Genomic DNA, 17,582 nt, shown 5'->3' on the forward strand with positions numbered 1-17,582 from the left:
GGCGGGGGGAACCTTCCGGTCCCCCCGTCGTCCTCTCCGTGTGCCGGTGTTCCGGTCACGAGAGGGTGCGGCAGATGAAACTATTTGAATGCCTCGGCTGCGGCCAGCCGGTCTATTTCGAGAATACCACCTGCGAAGGCTGCGGCCGCCGGCTCGGCTACCTGCCGCAGATCGGCGTGCTCAGCGCGCTGGAACCGGCGTCACCGGTCGCGCAGGACCCGCCGCCCGATCTCAATGCGGTCAATCCCAATGCCACTAACGGCGTGTGGCGCGCGCTGGCCTCGCCGGAAAAGCGCTGGCGCTTCTGCATCAACGCGCAGCACGATGCCTGCAACTGGCTGGTCGAGGCCGAGCCGAAAGGCGCGCCGCCCAACCCCGAGGCCTATTGCACCGCCTGCGCGCATAACCGCACGGTGCCCGATCTGTCCAACCCGGTGCATCTGAGTAACTGGCGTCGCATCGAAAGCGCCAAGCATCGCCTGTTCCACGGCATCCTGCGGCTCGACCTGCCGCATGAGACCCGCGACGACGATCCGGACGAGGGCCTGGCCTTCGACTTCCTGCCCGATCCGCCCGACAAATCCGCGCCGCGCATCATCACCGGGCACGACAACGGCCTGATCACCATCAACCTGGTCGAGGCCGACGACGCCAAGCGCGAGAAGATCCGCGTCGCCATGCACGAACCCTATCGCACGCTGCTGGGCCACTTCCGCCACGAGGTCGGGCATTACTACTGGGAACGGCTGGTGCGCCGCGCCGGCGACAACTCGGAAGCCATGAGCGGATTCCGCGCGCTGTTCGGCGACGAACGCGAGGATTACGCCGAGGCGCTCAAGCGCCATTACGCCGCCGAGGGCGAGGGCGGGCCGGCGGCGGGCTGGCAGGAGGGCTTTGTCAGTTCCTATGCCGCCGTGCATCCCTGGGAAGACTTCGCCGAGACCTGGGCGCATTACATGCATATCGTCGACACGCTGGAAACGGCGGGCGCTTTTGGCCTGCGGGTCAAGCCGCGCATCAGCCGGGGCGAGGAGATCGGCACCCGTATCGACTTCGACAGCTACCAGGCCGAGAGCATCGACCAGCTGATCGAAGGCTTCCTGCCGATCACCTTCGCGGTCAACAGCCTGAACCGCTCGATGGGCCAGCCCGATCTCTATCCCTTCGTGCTGAGTGCGCGCGCGATCGAGAAGCTCGGCTTCATCCACGCGCTCTGCCGTCATGCGCGCGAGGGCCTGCCGCAGATCAGTCTGTCGCAAAGCCAGCAGATGAACCAGCCGCCGATGCTGCAGGCGCGCCAGCCGCAGGTGCCCGATATCGCCGCCTTCCTGTCGGTGCCGGATGAACCGCCTGCGCCGGCCGTGCCGCTGCCGGAAGGTCCGACCGACGAGCCGGTGACGCCGCAGACTGCGGCACTGATCGCCGTGGCCTCGCAGCTCGCGCTTGATCCGGCGAACTAGCGCTTACATGCCGTCGATGTGATAGACGAAGACGGAGAGGATGCGGTCGACGTTGCGACCATCTTCAGCCAGCGGGCAATGCACGTATTCGATATCGGCGAAGTTGAAGCGGAACGGAACGTTGACCCGGCCCCGCCAATGCGTTGCCTGGCCACTCTCTGCCACCCGTCGGCGCGGATCGATGACGCAGGCCTCGCTGTCATCGGGTCGCGTACTGTCCAGGTTCACGCTGGTCTCGATATAGCGGTTCATCAGCGGTACCGGGGCGGCGCGCAGCACCAGCTCGCCGGCCACGCGCACGAAGAAGCGCATGCCGACGTCCTCTTGCCGCTGCACCTCCACCAGCACCAGATGATCCAGCATCTGCGGCAGCATCATCGGATCGAAGGCGGCGCGGGCGGGCAGGCGGTCGACGGGATGGATGCGCTGCATGCAGCGCAGGAAACCGGCGATCACCGGGCTCTCGGTCGCTGTCAGCGCGGTCTCGATGGCCTTCAGATTGGGATGCGTCAAGCCTGCTCGCCGCCGCGGTAGAAAAAGGCCGAAACAATACGGTCTATTCTACGGCCGTCATCGGCCAGCGGGCAATGCACGTATTCCAGATCGTCGTAATCGTAGCGGAATTTCATGCGCGGCGGCCCGCGCCAGTAATAGGTCAGGCCGGTTTCCACCACCTGACGACGCACCTCGGTGATGATGGTTGTGGGCTGGCGGCTGTCCGGCGTCACCAGCTTGCCATCCAGCTCGTCCAGATAACGGTTCATCATCGGCACCAGCGCGGCATTGCTGATCACTTCGCCGACCACGCGCATGAAGAAGCGCGGCGGTTCGGGCAGGGGACGGCGATGCACCTCGGCCAGCACCACATGGCCCAGCAGCGACGGGATATGCATCGGATCAAAATCGCGCCGCGCCGGCAGGCGATCGGCCGGATGGATGCGCTGCATGTAGCGCAGGAAGGCGGCGATGGCCGGGCTCTCCGCCATGCTGAGTGCGGCGGTGATGGCGGCAAGGTTCGGGTGAAGGTGGTCGGCCAGTGTCTCAGTCCCGGGTCAATACCGGGATGATTTTCGCCGCCTACGGGTTAACGGTGTGTGGAGATCAGCGCCGGTTTGGCCTAGCACTCCAGGGTGAGTCTGGGGTGCGTGCGTCCGGCCCGAAGGTCCGTTTAGAAGATCGCCGTGATGCGGTTGATGAAAACGGCCAGAATGAGGGCATTGGCGACCATGCCGCCCACATGCATCAGGCGCATCCGCCGCACCGCGCCGGTATCGCCGGCATCGCGGGCGACGATCTCATAGTCGATCCGCTGCAGGAACCAGCGGCGGGCCATGAAGGCGGCGGCTGCCAGCAGGCACATGGCGACGGCGAAGACCGTGTGGTTGGTGGCGGCATAGGCAAAGGTGGCGAAGCCGCCGGTGGCCATCAGCATCAGGAAGTAGCCGCTGAACATGGCGCGCATCAGTCGCGGAATGGCGGGATGCGACAGCCGCACCAGCAGGAAGGCCGGGCAGGCCAGCAGCAGATACCCCATCGGGAACAGCAGCACGATGGTGGCAAAGAGGGCGAGCGGTTCGGGAGTGGTCATGGGCGTCTCGTCTGCGCAATGCGGGTGCAATAGGCCGTAATCTGGCTGATTATACGCCCCGTTCCGGCAGGTGCAGCATTCGACTTAGGTCATGAAACAGTGACACGATTGGGGACGCCGTGGCCGCACGAGGCCAGCGCGGCCTGCGCGACACGACGCCCCGGTCGCGATCAGTTTTTGGTCGGTGCCTTCGGGCAGGTGCCGTCGGCTTCCAGCTTCTCGCGGGTTGGCATGAACATAGGGTTCGCACCCATCTGCTTCTGGGCGACGCAGGTATCCTGGCTGTAGTTGGCATCGCCCGGACGGGCCGCGCCGCCGTCCCCGGCGCAACCGGCAAGAGTGATGCCCAACAGGGCGAGGGCCGCAAAGCCCGACGTGGTCTTAAGCATTACACTTTCCCCTTTAACGGGCCTCGATCCGGCCCTGTCAGCAGCGCTACACGGCCGGGGGATGAACGTCAACGCCACCTATGGGCGAGCCGGCAACAAAGATATGTTAAAAGTCCCATTTATTCTTTTTTTGTTCTCATTTTCTGAAAATCACGGTATGATGCGTCTCCTGTGCCTCTCACAGGAGAAATGCCATGTCGCCACCCCGCGAAACCTACGACCCGTTTAAGGACGAAACCCTTGGAACGGCTGACGAAACGCCCCTGAAGATATGGGGGACTCCGCCGGCCCCCAAGCCGGCCCGGCCGCCGCGCAAGCGCCCGCAGCTGATCGACTGGCGCGGCGTCGCGCGCCGGATCGCCGAGGGCGAGCGCATCCCGCTCATCGCCGATGCGCTGAACATCCCCGAGCAGCGCATCTGGTCGCATCTGCATAAAAGCCTGCGCTTCGCCACCTATCTCCGTCTGGCGCTGGAGCGTCAGCGGCAACTGACGCGCGCGCAGTTTCCAGCTCTGGTTTCCGCCACCCTGCGGCGCGGGATCATGGGCGACGAGGCATTGCCCGCCGATGTGCTGGCCTGGCTCAGCGCCCAGATCAAGGAGAAGGAAGAGTCGCAGGCGCAGGAGATCACGGATCGTCTGCGCGCGGCCTGCGGATCGCAGCCCAAGGCGAAGCCGGCTGCAGATGCAACTGAGGTTGTGCAACCGCCCACGCCGATTTCACCGCAACTAGAAACGAAGCAAAACGAAGCGCCGCGAACGTTTCCGCGCGCGGCGCCTGTCAGAGAAGATATGTCTGAAGGGTCAGGCGGGCCAGCCTTAAGCAGGGATGCCGGTGCCGGTGCGCACGCGCTCCAGCAGCCGATCCATGAAGGCCTCGCAGAGCGCGACCTGCTCCAGCGCGATGAACTCGTTGGGCTTGTGGGCCTGCTCGATGTTGCCGGGCCCGCAGACAATGGTGGGAATCCCCAGCTCGGAGAACAGGCCGGCCTCCGTGCCGAAGGCCACCTTCTGCACGCGGTTGGCCCCGGTTAGCGCCTTGGCCAGTTCGATCACGCCGGCGCGGTCATCGGTCGAGAGCCCGGGGAATTCCGACACCTGGCTGAAGGTGAAGCCGGCAGCAGGATCGATGGCCTTGAGTTCAGGCTCCAGCTTGTTCTTGGCGTAAGCCACGACCTCGGCATAGAGCGCATCGACATCGTCCTGCGGCAGATAGCGGATCTCCCACAGGAAGTAGCAGTCCTTCGGCACGATGTTCAGCGCCGTGCCGCCATTCACCACGCCGGTATGCAGCGAAGTGTAGTGGGGTGCGAATTCATGATCGTAGGGGCCGTTGTCGCGCTTCTTGCGGGCGAGGCCCTTGATGAAGGCGATCAGCTCGGCGGCGGCTTCCACGGCATTGGCACCCTGGTGGGTCAGCGAGGAATGGCATTCAAAGCCGCGCACATCGACGCGCCAGCTTTTCTTGCCCTTGTGCTGCGCGATCACCTGCATCTCGGTCGGCTCGCCGACGATGCAGGCCTTGGGCCGCACCGGCATCTTCTTCAAGGTCTCGATCAGGCGCTTGGCGCCGAGGCAGCCGACTTCCTCATCGTAGGTGAAGGCATAATGAATCGGGGTTTCCAGCTTCTGCGCCAGGAATTTCGGCGCATAGGACAGCGCGATGGCGACAAAGCTCTTCATGTCCGAGGTGCCGCGGCCATACAGCTTGCCGTCCTTCTCGACGATCTTGAAGGGATCGGTGTCCCATTCCTGGCCGTCGATCGGCACCACATCGGTATGGCCAGACAGCACGATGCCCGGCTTGTCCTGCGGGCCGATGGTCGCATAGAGGTTGGCCTTCTTGCCGGTCTCGTCATGCACCAGCGTGCTGTCCACGCCCAGGCCCTTGAGGTGATCGCGCACCCAATGGATCAGGTCGAGATTGGAATCGCGGCTCACCGTCGGCATCTCGACCAGCTGCGTGATCATGTCGAGGGCGGTCTTGCTGGGCTTGGAAGTCATGTTTTTCTCTCTTGCTTTACTACCGTCGTCCCCGCGAAAGCGGGGACCCAGGGGCCACAGCCTGAGCATATGACCCTGGATTCCCGCGTGCGCGGGAATGACGAGGGGAGGGTACTGGTACTACTGGGACTGCAGGCTCTTGATCTGGGCGTCGAGGTCGTCGGCGATGAAATATTCCACGATCTCGTCGATGCTTTCATCGACCGTGAAGCCCATGTCGGCGGCGCGCTGCGACTGCGTCGCACCGGGCCAGCCATCGACGATCTTCTGGATCGCGGCATCGGGCGTCCAGTGGATGGTGCCCACCTTGCGGTTGGCACCCTTCAGCGCCGGGGTCGCGCGCTCGACGGCCGCCGCCATTTCGCCGGCAGTGACGCGGATGCCGCTGAGCAGCAGCGCGCGGTCCTTGCCGAATTTTTCCGCCGGCAGGTCATGGGCGCGGATGAAGGCATCGACGACGCGACGGGGAGAGAGACAGGCCATCGGGCTGTCCGGGCGCACCGGGCAGATGGCATCGACGCCCGACAGCGGCTCGCGGATCATCGAACTGGCCCAGGTGCTGGCGGCTTTGTTGGGTTTGCCCGGGCGCACCATGATGGTCGGCAGCCGGATGCTGCGGCCATCGAGCAGGCCCTTGCGGCTGTAGTCGTTGACCAGCAGTTCGCCCGACAACTTCTGCACGCCGTAAGATGTTGTCGGCCGCTGCGCGGTTTCGTCGGTCACCGTCTTGGGCAGATAGTCACCGCCATAGACGGCCACGGAACTGGCAAAGACCAGACGCGCGGGCGTGGAGAGCGCGCGGCAGGCCTCCAGCACATTGCGCGTGCCGGTCAGGTTGACGCTGTAGCCGCCGTCGAAGTCGGCTTCCGCGCCCGACGACACGATGGCAGCGAGATGGAAGACGGAGTTTGTCTTGTCGCCGATCAGCGCCTTCACCTGCGCCGCGTCGCTGATGTCGCCGGCCTTGATCGTGACCTTCGGATCGACAGGGCCTGCGGCCTTCACGGTGTCGAAGAGAGTGATATGCGCGATCGGCTGCGGCTTGCCGTCCGGGCCGGTCAGCGTGCCGCGACGCAGCAGTTCCTGGACCAGCTTCTGGCCAATGAAACCGGCGCCGCCGGTGATGACGACATTGAGCATTGGGCACTCCCAGTATTCTGGAAAGCGTCCACGCTAATCACCCCGGCGCGCCCAGACAAGGCGCAGGGATTGGTTCAGTCCAAAGGTCAGCGGGGCGGCGGCGGGCCGCGGTCGCCATCAAGGCCAGGTTCGCCCCTGCGTTCGCCCCGGTCACGCCGCGGACCCATGCCCGGCGGGCCCAGATGCAGCAGGCGCTGGGAATATTCCCGCCGTTCCGCCGGCGTCATGGCATCGGCGGCGGCCAGCAGGCCGGCCTGCATGCCCTGCTGGAAATCAGCCAGCCGGTCGCGGTGCTGGGCCAGCAGGCTGGCAAATTTCGCGCGGTCGAAAGGTTCGGCCGCCAGGGTCTCGGCCAGTTCGCGGCGCATCTCGTGGAAGGGCGTCACGCCCGGCTTGCGGCTTTCTTCTACCGCCTTGCGGAAGGCTTGCGCGGCATGATCGGGCAGGCGGCGTGCCACCTGTTCCTCCGCATGGCTCGCCGGCATGCGGTCCATGTTGCGGTATTTATAGAAGCGCGTGGCGCCGAAGCCGATCAGCGCCAGGTTGACCGCCACCGAGACGATCAGCCCGGCGGCAAGCCAGCGGTTGAGGTGCGGCTTCGGTGCGGGAAGGGATGTATCGGCCATGATGACTCAATCCTCCAGCGAAACCGGCGTCGCGGCCGCGTATTGCAGCGAGACGATGTCATTCTGCGTATCCAGCAGGGCGAAGTTGGTGAAGCCCGCGCCGATGCCGATGGCCAGCGCCAGCGCAAGGGCTGCAAATTGCGGCATCGCGCGGCCGGTGGGGAACAGCAGCCCCAGCGCTTCGGCCACCTGGCTGCGCCAGCCGGCCAGGGCCGCGACGGGGCGCGTGGCAATCTGGCTCAGGATGCGGTTGCGCAGCGCATCGCTCGGTTCGATCCCGGGCAGGACGGCGTTCAGCAGCAGGGCATCGACATGGGCGGCCTCGCGCAGCAGGGCGCGCGCCGGCGTCGAAGACTCCAGCAACCGGTCGGCGGCTTCGCGGTCGGCCTTGGGCCAGCGGCTGAGATCGGCGCCCCAGGCATCCAGCAGGTCGGTGAAACGGTCCATGTCCATGACTTACTCCTTGTCCCGGCCGTCGCCGCCCAGGCTGGGGGCGAGGTCGTCGCGCAAGCTGCGCTTGGCGCGGATCAAAAGGGATTCCAGGGCGCCGACGCTGATATCCAGCGCGCGGGCCGCGTCGATGTTGCTCTCGCCTTCCCAGAAGCAGAGCAGGATGGCGGCGCGCTGGCGCTCGGGCAGTTTCTGCAGCGCGGCGGCGACGCGGTCGCCGGTTTCATGCGCCAGCCGTGCGTCATAGGGCGAGGCCGTCTGCTCGTCGATCGGTTCGGGCTGGTCGTCCAGCACCGCCATCTTCGGCTTGCGCCGGCGATCGATGCTCAGGTTCACCACCACGCGGTTCAGCCAGGTCTTGAAGCTGGCGCCGCCATCGGCGCGCCAGCGACCGGCATGCTGCCAGACGCGCAGGAAGGCTTCCTGCGCCACCTCCTCGGCATCGGCGCGGTCGAACAGCACCCGGTAGGCCATGGTGACGGCATGGCGCAGGTACTTGTCGACCAGCAGGCGATAGGCCGCGTGATCGCCATTGGCGACCCGCTGCATCAGTGCGGCGTCGACATCGCTCATGCGGTCAACCGGCCCGGCTGTTTCCAGCCGGGGCAGCGTGAGAGAGGCGAACATGGGAAACTGTCCTGCTCATGCCGTTATCGTCTGGAAGGTTACACGGGGGCATGGGTGGATTCCTGCGCCCGGAATAGGGCGGTTTTCAGGCAGCGTTCATGCCAGGGACTAAGCCTGGCCGGCCGCCTCCAGGGCTTTCAGCTCCTCGGTCAGGCGGGCGATCTCGGCGCCCATCTCCTTGGCGATGTCCGGCGCGTCCCAGTCGCGATACTGCTGCTGCCGGTAGGCCAGCGCGTTGCGGTAATACAGCCAGGCATTCAGGCGGCAGCGCACGTAGTTGTTCTGGGTCTTGATCACCTTGCCCGGGCTGCCCACCACGACGGAGTTCGACGGGATCACGGTGCCTTCCTTCAGGAAGGTATGGCCGCCGATGATACAGTTATCGCCGATCACGCAGCCGTCCATGATGGTCGAGCCGATGCCGATCAGGCAGTTGTCGCCGATCGTGCAGCCGTGGATGGTGCAGTGGTGGGTGATCGAGCAATGCGCGCCGATATAGGTGCCGGTCTGGCCGCCCACATGCAGCATCGAGAAATCCTGGATGTTGGTGTGTTTGCCGACGACGACCTCGTAATTCTCGGCCCGCATGGCGACGTTGATCCAGACCGACGATCCTTCCTCCAGCCGCACCTTGCCGTAAATCTGCGCGGTATCGTGGATATAGGCGGGATTGTTGAGGACGACGTCGGGGCCATACGCGGGCATTTATGCTTCCTCCATCTGGGTGCCGCCAGCTTATCCAACGCGGGCGGGGGGAGAAAGGTGCCCCAGACGCGAAAAGGGCCGCCCGCCAAGATCATATTGGGAGCGGCCCTTGCGCAACATGACAGTGCCGTGGTGCTTACTTGGTGGCGTCCTTCAAGAAGGCGATCAGGTCGGCGACCTCGCTTTCCTTCTTGATGCCGGGGAAGACCATCTTGTTGCCCGGGATGTAGCCCTTGGGATCGGCGATGTATTCGCCGATGGTCTTCTCGTCCCAGGTGATGGCCTTGGCCTTCATGGCATCCGAGAACTTGTAGCCGTCCATGCTGCCCGACTTGCGGCCGAACAGGCCGGCGAGGCTGGGGCCCACGGCGTTCTTGCCGGCTTCCAACTGGTGGCAGGCCCGGCATTTGGCGAAGGATTTCTTGCCTTCCTCGGGGTTTCCGGCTGCCTGAGCGGAAGAAATACCGATCAGGCCGAGGGCGGCGATACCAAGCAAAAGACGCAACATATGGGGGGCTCCTTCAATCCAAGACACGAGTCGCTGGAGGAAAATAATCCGACGAGCAAAAAAATAGCACAGCGACTCGCAAAGGGAACAGCGACGCGGTGTCGCATTTACCGGTGCTTAAGAAGCCGATGCGTAGTCTGCCCCGCCTGAGTGCAGGGGACGTACTTATGAATATGATGGCCAATCTGGAGCGGGCGCGGCTGCAGGCGATGCTGACGGCGGGCAACGACGTGTTGCTGGTCCAGCGCGAACTGGCGGCCAAGCGCAGCAACCTGGTGGCCGAACTCCTGCGCGGCGAAGAGGATTTCTTCGAGCAGCAGCATTATCCCGTCGGCGATGTCTTCGATCCGTCGACCGGTGCGCAGTATTACTACCATGCCCATCGCAACGAAGATCGCGAGCACGGGCATTTCCATATCTTCCAGCGGCCGCATGTGCAGGCCGAGCAGTTCGAGCCGGCCCGCTATGTGAAGGCGGGCGTGGGGCGCTGCTCGCCCGAGGAGATGATCGGCAAGCACTGGCCGCGCGGCGACCAGGCGCTGGCCCATATCGTCGGCGTCGCCATGGATCATTACGGCCAGCCGATCCGCCTGTTCACCACCAACCGCTGGGTGACGGACGAGACCTGGTTCCCGGCGCGCGAGGTGATCGCGATGCTGAGCCGCTTCGAGCTGCGCCATGCCTGGCCCGCCCAGGAAGTGAACCGCTGGCTCAACGGCCTGCTGCAGCTGTTCCAGCCCGAGATCGTCGAACTGATCCGCCGCCGCGACGCCGCCGTGGAAGCCCGCGGCCGCGCCAATCCACGCGGCGATGCGCTGGAAGACCGCAGCCTGGAAGTGACTGCCTCGCTGGATATCTCGGTGGAGCGCCGGGTGCGCCAGCTGCGTCGTTCGCTGGCCGTTTAAAGCCTGATCAATTGGGCAGGTAGCCCAGGTTGCGCCATTCCGTATAGGCCTTGCGGAAGCTGTGGAACGACTCCCACACCTTCTTGAATTCCGGATTGGCGGCGCTTTCTTCCTTCACCACCTGAACCCATGATGCCTTGAGCGCGTCCATCACCGGCTTGGGCAGGGTGTGGAGATTGACGCCACGGGCGCGGATTTCCTGCAGGGCCTTCACCTGCTGGACTTCGCCCTCGGCCAGGCTCTCGCGGATATTGTCGCCGCAGGCATTCATGATCATGCCGCGTTGGGCATCGGTCAGGCCATCCCAGACCTTCATGTTGATCAGCAGCGTGATCAGCGAACTCTGCTGGTGCCAGCCGGGGAAGTAGTAATGCGTGGCGGCTTTCTCGAAGCCGTAGCGCAGGTCGATGAAGGGCAGCGAGAATTCCGCCGCGTCGATGCTGCCGCTCTGCAGTGCATAGAAGGTGTCGCCGCCGTTCAGCGCCACAGTATCGACGCCCAGCCGGCGCATCACCTTGGCACCGATGCCCATGAAACGCATGCGCAGGCCGTTCAGGTCGGCCACCGTGTTGATCTCGCGGCGGAACCAGCCGCCGGATTCCGGCGGCAGCACGGTGCAGACGATCGGCTTGATGTTGAAGCGCGCGAAGCTCTCGTCCATCAGGTCCTGGCCGCCGCCGTAGGATAGCCAGGCCAGGTATTCGCCGGCCGAAGGACCAAACGGAACCGTGGAGAAAAGCCAGAAGACTGAGTCGCGCTCGGCGAAGAAATTGGGCGAGGACCAGACGGCGTCGATGGTGCCATCCGAGACCTTGGCGAACAGTTCGGCATTCGGCGCCAGCATGTTGGGCTCGAACACCTTCATTTCGATATTGCCGTCCGATGCGATGGACAGCTTTTCCACCATCGACACGGCCATGGTGCCGATCTGCGGCGCCGAGGTCGGCGCGGCGCTGGCCAGCTTGATGACGACGGGGCGGCCGGGCGCCTCGGTGACGGCGGGCGGGACGGCGTTCAGGGCGTTGTCGGGATCCTTGATGGCACGCGCTTCCGGGGTATTGGCGGACCGCTGTAACGACACGGCGCCGATACCAATCAGAATACCAAGTACCAATGCCAGGCCGGCAACCGTGACCAGGCGTGCCATGTTCACAATGATCCTGTTCCCCTCTGCCGGCGCGAGGTCCCACCAGCGCCGGGCTTTGTAAGTGTGTGTGACAATAGGCGGCTGCCGGGCCGGCCGTCTATGCATACACGGATGATCGGGCGTCAGCTTGACCTTAGTTTCACATGAAACTAATCTGCCGCAAGGTTGAGAAACGATAACGAAGACCTGTCCCGGGAGGACGCTATGGCGATGTCTCGCTTCATCACATTGCTGTGCAGTGCAGCATTGACGGCTGTTACATGGGGCGGTACCGCGCCGTCGGCCAGTGCCCAGGAAATCGAGCTCAAGCTGAGCCATTTCCTGCCGCCCGGCCACGGCATGCACCGCGACTGGTTCGTGCCCTGGGGCGAGGAGCTGGCCAAGCGCACCAACGGCAAGGTCAAGCTGACCGTCTATCCGGCGGGCAGCGCGTTCGGCAATCCGGCCCGCCAGCTGGAGCAGGCGGTGAGCGGCGTGGTCGATATCGCCCATGGCCTGCGCGGCGTGCCGGCCGGCCGCTTCAACCGCATGGGCATCATCGAATTCCCCTTCCTGGTCGAGACCGCGAATGCCGCCAGCCGCACGCTGTGGGAGATGTACCCCAAGCATTTCGCGGCCGAGTTCCCCGACACGGTGAAGGTGCTGGGCCTGCACGCGCATAACGCCGGCCTGATCCATACCGGCGCCAAGCAGGTCAAGACCATGGATGACCTGAAGGGCCTGCGCATCCGCTCGCCCAGCCCGCAGATCAACGCGATGCTGCAGCAGCTGGGCGCGACCCCGGTCGGCCTGCCGCCGGGCGATGTGTATGAGAACCTGCAGCGCGGCGTGATCGACGGTGCCGTGTTCCCGTGGGACCCGATCAATTCCTTCCGCCTGTTTGAGGTGACCAAGTATCACCTCGATGCACGGTCCTATACCGCCAGCTTCTACTTCATCATCAACAAGCGCAAATACGACAGCCTGCCGGCCGATGTGAAGAAGGCCATCGACGAGACCACCGGCAGCGCGCTGACCGAGCGCTTCGGCGACTGGTGGAACCAGTGGGATGCGCCGGGACTCGAAGCTGCCAGCAAGAAGGGCAACGTGATGACCTCGCTGTCGGAGGCCGAGCGCGTCCGCTGGCGTGAGGCGCTGAAGCCCACCACCGAAAAGCTGCTCACCGATCTGGAAGGGCAGGGCGTCAAGGATGCCCGCGACATCCTGAAGGAGATGCAGCAGCGCATCGCCAAATACGAAGGCGGCAAGCGCTAAGAGAACTTTCAACCGCCCCGGCCCAGGAAAATCCCTTGGCCGGGGCGGTTCGTTTCTGCAGGACCGCTTTTATGATTCCTTTATACCGCCTGGCTGATCGCGCCACCGCATGGCTTGCCGTGGTCGGCGCTTTCTGTGCGTTGATGGCTGGCGTGGTCACCTGCCTCGATATCGTGATCCGCAACATGGGCGGGCAGGGGATTCTCGGGACGGTCGACATCACGCAGATGCTGATCGTCGCCGCCGCCTTCTTCACCATCCCCTATGGCTTCATGACCGACAGCCATGTCGCCGTCGATGTGGCGGTGAACTACCTGCCGCCGCGCGGCCGGGCACTGGCGCGCGCCTTTGCCGTGGCGCTGGGCGGACTGCTGATGCTGGCCATCGGCTGGTACGGCATCGGGCAGGCCAACACGGTGGCGATGATGGGCGACAGGTCGCAGACCATCGCGCTGCCGATGATCTGGTTCTGGTATCCGCTGCTGGCCGGGTCGTTCTTCACGGCATTGATTGTCGCCGTCATTCTGGCACGCCATCTGGAGGTCGCCGTCACCGGACGCGACATGCTCCCGCCGGTCGAGCACAAGGGAGAAATCCTGTGAGCGCGACCGTGATGGGGATTGCCGGCTTTGCCGCCGTACTGTTGCTGATGGTGGCGCAGGTGCCGGTGGCGGTCGCCATGGGCGTGGTCGGTGCGGCCGGCTTCCTGTGGCTGCAGGGCTGGGACGGGCTGGCCTATGTGATGGGCACGTCGCCGTTTGAATCCGTCATTCCTTACAGCCTGTCGACCGTGCCGCTGTTCGTGATGATGGGCGTGTTCGCGACCTATGCCGGCCTGTCGCGCCAGCTCTATGACGCGGCTTACGCGTTCCTGGGGCATTATCGCGGCGGACTGGCGCTGGCTACCATGGGCGCCTGCGCGGCCTTTGGCTCGATCTGCGGCTCGGCTGTTGCGACAGCTGCCACCATGTGCCGTGTTGCGCTGCCCGAGATGCGGCGGCGCGGCTATTCCGACAGCCTCGCCACCGCGACGGTGGCGGCCGGCGGCACGCTGGGGATTCTGATTCCGCCCTCGATCATTCTGCTGATCTATGCGCTGCTGACCGAGCAGTCGCTGGGCAAGCTGTATATCGCGGCGCTGCTTCCCAGTGTCCTGGGCACTGGCCTCTACATGCTGGCGATCACCGTGGTGACGCGCCTCAATCCGGCCAGCGGCCCGGCCGGCGACAAGATGGACTGGCCCAACCGCCGCCGCACCATGAAGAATGTCTGGCCGGTCTTCCTGCTGTTCACCGTGGTGATCGGCGGCATGTTCATCGGCATCTTCTCGCCCAACGAGGCGGCTTCCGTGGGCGCGGTTGGTGCGCTGCTGTTTGCGCTGGCCAGCCGCACGCTGACGCCGTCGCGTTTCAAGGATTCGCTGCTGGAGACGGCGGCGACCAGCGCCATGATCTTCCTGATCCTGATCGGGGCGGGGCTGTTCAACTTCTTCCTGGAAGTGACCAACGCGCCACAGCTGGTGGTGCAACAGATTCAGGCGATGGGTCTCAGCCCGACGATGTTCCTGATCCTGCTCACCGTCTCCTACGTCGTCCTCGGCGCGCTGATGGACGACCTGGCGATGATGCTGCTGACCTTGCCCTTCGTCTATCCCGCCGTGCAGGCGCTGGGCATCGATCCGATCTGGTTCGGCATCTACATGGTGACGATTGTCGAGATCGGCATGATCGTGCCGCCGGTGGGCATGAACCTTTTCGTCATCCAGGGCGTGGGCAACGTGAAGCTGGAAACCGTGATCCGCGGCATCCTGCCCTTCGTGGTGGCCGATCTGGCGCGCGTGGCGCTGCTGATCGGTTTCCCGGCCATCGTGCTGTGGCTGCCGAAATTTATGGAGTGATGCGCTTCTTCGCGGGCGGCGTCACACCGTAGTTTCGGATCCAGCCGAGGGAGTCGACGGTGGCGCCGGCCGGGCGATACTCGCAGCCGATCCAGCCGTCATAACCCAGCGTATCCAGGGTCTGGAAAATATAGTCGTAGTTGATTTCGCCGTTGCCTGGCTCGCGCCGGTCCGGCGGATTGGCGATCTGCACATGGCCGATGACGGGCATCTGGCGTTCGATGCGCTTGGCCAGATCGCCATGGATGATTTGCGCGTGATAAACATCGAACTGCAGGCGCAGGTTCATGACGTTGATTTCCCGGATCACCTTCTCGGCGAAATCGAAGTCGCTCAGGAAAAAGCCGGGGATGTCGCGCTGGTTGATCGGCTCGATCATCAGGGTGATGCCGACCTGTCTGGCCTGTTCGGCCGCCCAGGCCAGATTGTCCATGTAGCAGGCTTCCATGGCGCGGCGGTCAGCCTTGGCCGGCTGCAGCCCGGCGACGACGTGAATCTGCTTGCAGCGTAGGGCCTGCGAATATTCAAAGGCGCGGCTGATGGTGGCGCGGAAGTCCTGGCGACGGTCGGGCAGCGAGGCCAGCCCGCGGTCGCCGGCGGCCCAGTCACCGGGTGGCGCGTTGAACAATGCGACCTGGACGCCGGAATCACGGATGGCGGCGGCAACGGCGGCGGCGCTGTGCTCGTAGGGGAACATGAATTCCACGGCCTGGAAGCCCTGTTCGGCGGCTGCCGCGAAACGGTCGAGGAAGGGCTCTTCCTGGAACAGGAAGCTCAGGTTGGCAGCAAAGCGCGGCATCATTCCCCCCGGTGGCGGCCTGAATGCAGACGGGCCGGTGAACCCGATCTGTCATCGGACGTTGGTTTTCCGAGACTGTCATTTCTGCTAACTGTTGGGCAAGCCTTCTTCTTTTCCCTAGCCTTCCTCGACCACCTCCCAGGACCCTCATGGCCAACGGCATCTTGCAGGCGGAACGCGACGGCAGCCGGCTGCGCTTGAGCGCCAGCGGGGCCTGGACGCTGGCCAGTGCCGCGACGCTGCTGGAGCGCGTGGAAGCCGTGAAGACGGGTGGCCTGCGGCAGGCCGTGCTGGACACCGCCCGTATCGAACGCCTGGACACGACCGGGGCCATCCTGCTGCACCGGCTGGATACGGCCCTGCAGAAACAGGGCGTGAAGCTGGACTGGGGCGGCTTGCGGCCCGAGCATCAGGCGCTGGTCGATTACGTGAAGGGCGGCGATGCCTCGGTGCCGATGCGGCCGGGCGCCGGCAGCGGGCTGGTGGCGCTGGTCACGTACTTTGGTTGGCTGACCGTCTATTTCGGCCGTGAGGCCCTGCGCTTCATCATGTTCATCGGTGAGGTGACCGAGACCTTTGTGCGGCTGATCGGCAAACCGCAACGCCTGCGCTTCACATCGGTCGTGCATCACATGGAGCAGACCGGCCTGCGCGCCATCCCCATCGTCGGGCTGCTGTCCTTCCTGATCGGCATGGTTATGGCCTATCAGGGCGCCAGCCAGCTGCAGCGCTTCGGGGCGCAGATTTTCGTGGTCGACCTGATCAGCATCTCGGTGCTGCGCGAGCTGGGCATCCTGCTGACCGCCATCCTGATTGCCGGCCGTTCCGGCAGCGCGTTTACCGCGCAGATCGGCACCATGAAGGTGAACGAGGAAATCGCCGCCATGCGCGTGCTGGGCCTCGATCCGGTCGAGGTGCTGGTGCTGCCGCGTGTCTTCGCGCTGGTGCTGACCCTGCCGGTGCTGGGCTTCTTCGCCGATATCATGGGCCTGCTGGGCGGCGCACTGATGGCCTGGAACAATCTGGACATCGACCCTTTCATGTTTTTCCGCCGCCTGCATGACGGCAACGCCCTGCGGCATTTCACACTGGGCATCGTCAAGGCGCCGATCTTTGCCATCCTGATCGCGCTGGTCGGCTGCTATGAGGGCATGCGGGTCAAGCGCGATGCCGAAAGCGTCGGCCGGCTCACCACGCGCGCGGTGGTGCAGTCGATCTTCCTCGTGATCGTGTTCGACGCGCTGTTCTCCATCATCTTCAGCGTGATGGGGCTGTGATGGAGACTGCCCGCAGCATCGGCGAACGCGACGTGGTGATCTCGGTGCGCGGGCTGGTCAACCGCTTCGAGGGCCCACCGATCCACGATGGCCTCGACCTCGATGTCTATCGCGGCGAGGTGCTGGGCGTGGTCGGTGGTTCGGGCACCGGCAAGTCGGTCCTGCTGCGCAGCATCGTCGGTCTCAACCGCACCAAGGGCGGCAGCATCCGCCTGCTGGGCACCGACATGATCGATGGCGATCCGCAGGCCCTGCGCGCCGTGCGCCAGCGTTTCGGCGTGCTGTTCCAGGATGGCGCGCTGTTCTCGTCGCTGACCGTCGCCCAGAATATCCAGGTGCCGCTGAAAGAGTTCTACGACCTGCCGCAGGATTTGATGGACGAGATCGCGGCGGCGAAAGTCCATATGGTAGGCCTGCCGGCCGATGCGGCGGGCAAGTTTCCCGCCGAACTCTCGGGCGGCATGCGCAAGCGTGCGGGTCTGGCCCGTGCGCTGGCGCTGGACCCGGAAGTCGTGTTCTTCGACGAACCGACTGCCGGCCTCGATCCGGTTGGCGCGGCGGCTTTCGACCAGCTGGTGCGCGACCTGCAGAAGGCGCTGGGACTGACCGTGTTCATGGTGACGCATGATCTCGACTCGCTGCATGCCATCTGCGACCGTATCGCCGTGCTGGCCGAGAAGAAGGTGCTGCTGACCGGGCCGATGGATGTCATGCTGAAAGACAAGCATCCCTGGGTCGTTGAATATTTCCATGGGCCGCGGGCCCGCGCAGCCGCCGCCACGGCACTGTTGGATAAAAGGTGAGACA

At 64.6% G+C, this 17,582-nt stretch carries 20 protein-coding genes; 7 read left to right on the plus strand and 13 right to left on the minus strand.

Features of this window, described 5'->3' with window-relative positions:
- Positions 1 to 74: 74 nt before the first annotated feature.
- Entirely contained in the window at positions 75 to 1,460 is a 1,386-nt protein-coding gene (locus tag AC1RRE_RS10550) for a zinc-binding metallopeptidase family protein (protein ID WP_492981087.1), read from the plus strand.
- A 3-nt stretch (positions 1,461 to 1,463) separates the two neighbouring features.
- Here AC1RRE_RS10550 and AC1RRE_RS10555 read toward each other — a convergent pair whose 3' ends face one another.
- From AC1RRE_RS10555 to AC1RRE_RS10605, 11 genes are all read right to left on the minus strand, one after another.
- The gene (locus AC1RRE_RS10555) at positions 1,464 to 1,973 is read right to left on the minus strand and encodes a PAS domain-containing protein (protein WP_492981088.1); all 510 of its coding nucleotides are present in this window, start codon (positions 1,971 to 1,973) and stop codon (positions 1,464 to 1,466) included.
- Positions 1,970 to 2,446, minus strand: coding sequence for a PAS domain-containing protein (locus AC1RRE_RS10560; protein ID WP_492981089.1), 477 nt, complete (start codon positions 2,444 to 2,446; stop codon positions 1,970 to 1,972). Before AC1RRE_RS10560 ends, AC1RRE_RS10555 begins: the two co-directional genes overlap by 4 nt.
- A gap of 182 nt (positions 2,447 to 2,628) precedes the next feature.
- Complete coding sequence (locus AC1RRE_RS10565) at positions 2,629 to 3,048, minus strand: hypothetical protein (RefSeq protein ID WP_492981090.1); 420 nt, start codon at positions 3,046 to 3,048, stop codon at positions 2,629 to 2,631.
- A 170-nt stretch (positions 3,049 to 3,218) separates the two neighbouring features.
- Complete coding sequence (locus AC1RRE_RS10570; RefSeq protein WP_492981091.1) at positions 3,219 to 3,437, minus strand: hypothetical protein; 219 nt, start codon at positions 3,435 to 3,437, stop codon at positions 3,219 to 3,221.
- A gap of 818 nt (positions 3,438 to 4,255) precedes the next feature.
- The gene (gene argE, locus AC1RRE_RS10575; protein WP_492981092.1) at positions 4,256 to 5,440 is read right to left on the minus strand and encodes an acetylornithine deacetylase; all 1,185 of its coding nucleotides are present in this window, start codon (positions 5,438 to 5,440) and stop codon (positions 4,256 to 4,258) included.
- Positions 5,441 to 5,560: 120 nt separating this feature from the next.
- Positions 5,561 to 6,580 carry a D-erythronate dehydrogenase gene (gene denD / locus AC1RRE_RS10580; protein ID WP_492981093.1) on the minus strand — a complete coding sequence of 340 codons (1,020 nt, stop codon included), beginning with the start codon at positions 6,578 to 6,580 and terminating at the stop codon, positions 5,561 to 5,563.
- Positions 6,581 to 6,666: 86 nt separating this feature from the next.
- Positions 6,667 to 7,206 (minus strand): periplasmic heavy metal sensor, encoded by a 540-nt coding sequence (locus tag AC1RRE_RS10585; protein WP_492981094.1) that lies wholly within the window; start codon positions 7,204 to 7,206, stop codon positions 6,667 to 6,669.
- A 6-nt stretch (positions 7,207 to 7,212) separates the two neighbouring features.
- Positions 7,213 to 7,659: a hypothetical protein gene (locus tag AC1RRE_RS10590; RefSeq protein ID WP_492981095.1), complete on the minus strand. Its 447-nt coding sequence runs from the start codon at positions 7,657 to 7,659 to the stop codon at positions 7,213 to 7,215.
- A 3-nt stretch (positions 7,660 to 7,662) separates the two neighbouring features.
- The gene (locus AC1RRE_RS10595; RefSeq protein WP_492981096.1) at positions 7,663 to 8,283 is read right to left on the minus strand and encodes an RNA polymerase sigma factor; all 621 of its coding nucleotides are present in this window, start codon (positions 8,281 to 8,283) and stop codon (positions 7,663 to 7,665) included.
- Between the two features lie 108 nt (positions 8,284 to 8,391).
- The gene (locus AC1RRE_RS10600; protein WP_492981097.1) at positions 8,392 to 8,988 is read right to left on the minus strand and encodes a gamma carbonic anhydrase family protein; all 597 of its coding nucleotides are present in this window, start codon (positions 8,986 to 8,988) and stop codon (positions 8,392 to 8,394) included.
- Positions 8,989 to 9,124: 136 nt separating this feature from the next.
- Positions 9,125 to 9,496 carry a c-type cytochrome gene (locus AC1RRE_RS10605; protein ID WP_492981098.1) on the minus strand — a complete coding sequence of 124 codons (372 nt, stop codon included), beginning with the start codon at positions 9,494 to 9,496 and terminating at the stop codon, positions 9,125 to 9,127.
- Positions 9,497 to 9,663: 167 nt separating this feature from the next.
- On the opposite strand from AC1RRE_RS10605, the gene AC1RRE_RS10610 reads away from it, so the two are divergent.
- Positions 9,664 to 10,401, plus strand: coding sequence for a DUF6969 family protein (locus AC1RRE_RS10610; protein ID WP_492981099.1), 738 nt, complete (start codon positions 9,664 to 9,666; stop codon positions 10,399 to 10,401).
- Between the two features lie 7 nt (positions 10,402 to 10,408).
- On the opposite strand, the gene AC1RRE_RS10615 is transcribed toward AC1RRE_RS10610, so the two are convergent.
- Positions 10,409 to 11,548, minus strand: coding sequence for a TRAP transporter substrate-binding protein (locus AC1RRE_RS10615; protein ID WP_492981100.1), 1,140 nt, complete (start codon positions 11,546 to 11,548; stop codon positions 10,409 to 10,411).
- 204 nt (positions 11,549 to 11,752) lie between these two features.
- On the opposite strand from AC1RRE_RS10615, the gene AC1RRE_RS10620 reads away from it, so the two are divergent.
- The 3 genes from AC1RRE_RS10620 to AC1RRE_RS10630 all read left to right on the plus strand — a co-directional run bounded on the left by AC1RRE_RS10620 (position 11,753) and on the right by AC1RRE_RS10630 (position 14,699).
- Positions 11,753 to 12,802 carry a TRAP transporter substrate-binding protein gene (locus tag AC1RRE_RS10620; RefSeq protein WP_492981101.1) on the plus strand — a complete coding sequence of 350 codons (1,050 nt, stop codon included), beginning with the start codon at positions 11,753 to 11,755 and terminating at the stop codon, positions 12,800 to 12,802.
- 71 nt (positions 12,803 to 12,873) lie between these two features.
- Positions 12,874 to 13,404: a TRAP transporter small permease gene (locus tag AC1RRE_RS10625; RefSeq protein ID WP_492981102.1), complete on the plus strand. Its 531-nt coding sequence runs from the start codon at positions 12,874 to 12,876 to the stop codon at positions 13,402 to 13,404.
- A complete protein-coding gene (locus tag AC1RRE_RS10630; protein WP_492981103.1) occupies positions 13,401 to 14,699 on the plus strand; it encodes a TRAP transporter large permease in 1,299 nt (432 codons plus the stop codon). The genes AC1RRE_RS10625 and AC1RRE_RS10630 overlap by 4 nt, the downstream gene beginning before the upstream one ends.
- Here AC1RRE_RS10630 and otnI read toward each other — a convergent pair.
- The gene (gene otnI, locus AC1RRE_RS10635) at positions 14,689 to 15,498 is read right to left on the minus strand and encodes a 2-oxo-tetronate isomerase (protein ID WP_492981104.1); all 810 of its coding nucleotides are present in this window, start codon (positions 15,496 to 15,498) and stop codon (positions 14,689 to 14,691) included. The two genes, AC1RRE_RS10630 and otnI, sit on opposite strands and share 11 nt — an antisense overlap.
- 149 nt (positions 15,499 to 15,647) lie before the next feature.
- Here otnI and AC1RRE_RS10640 point away from each other — a divergent pair, with 149 nt between their 5' ends.
- Positions 15,648 to 16,775 carry an ABC transporter permease gene (locus AC1RRE_RS10640; protein WP_492981105.1) on the plus strand — a complete coding sequence of 376 codons (1,128 nt, stop codon included), beginning with the start codon at positions 15,648 to 15,650 and terminating at the stop codon, positions 16,773 to 16,775.
- The gene (locus AC1RRE_RS10645) at positions 16,775 to 17,578 is read left to right on the plus strand and encodes an ABC transporter ATP-binding protein (RefSeq protein ID WP_492981106.1); all 804 of its coding nucleotides are present in this window, start codon (positions 16,775 to 16,777) and stop codon (positions 17,576 to 17,578) included. The genes AC1RRE_RS10640 and AC1RRE_RS10645 overlap by 1 nt, the downstream gene beginning before the upstream one ends.
- Positions 17,579 to 17,582: the final 4 nt, after the last annotated feature.

It is taken from the genome of Ferrovibrio sp. GW821-FHT12D07 (assembly GCF_058807275.1).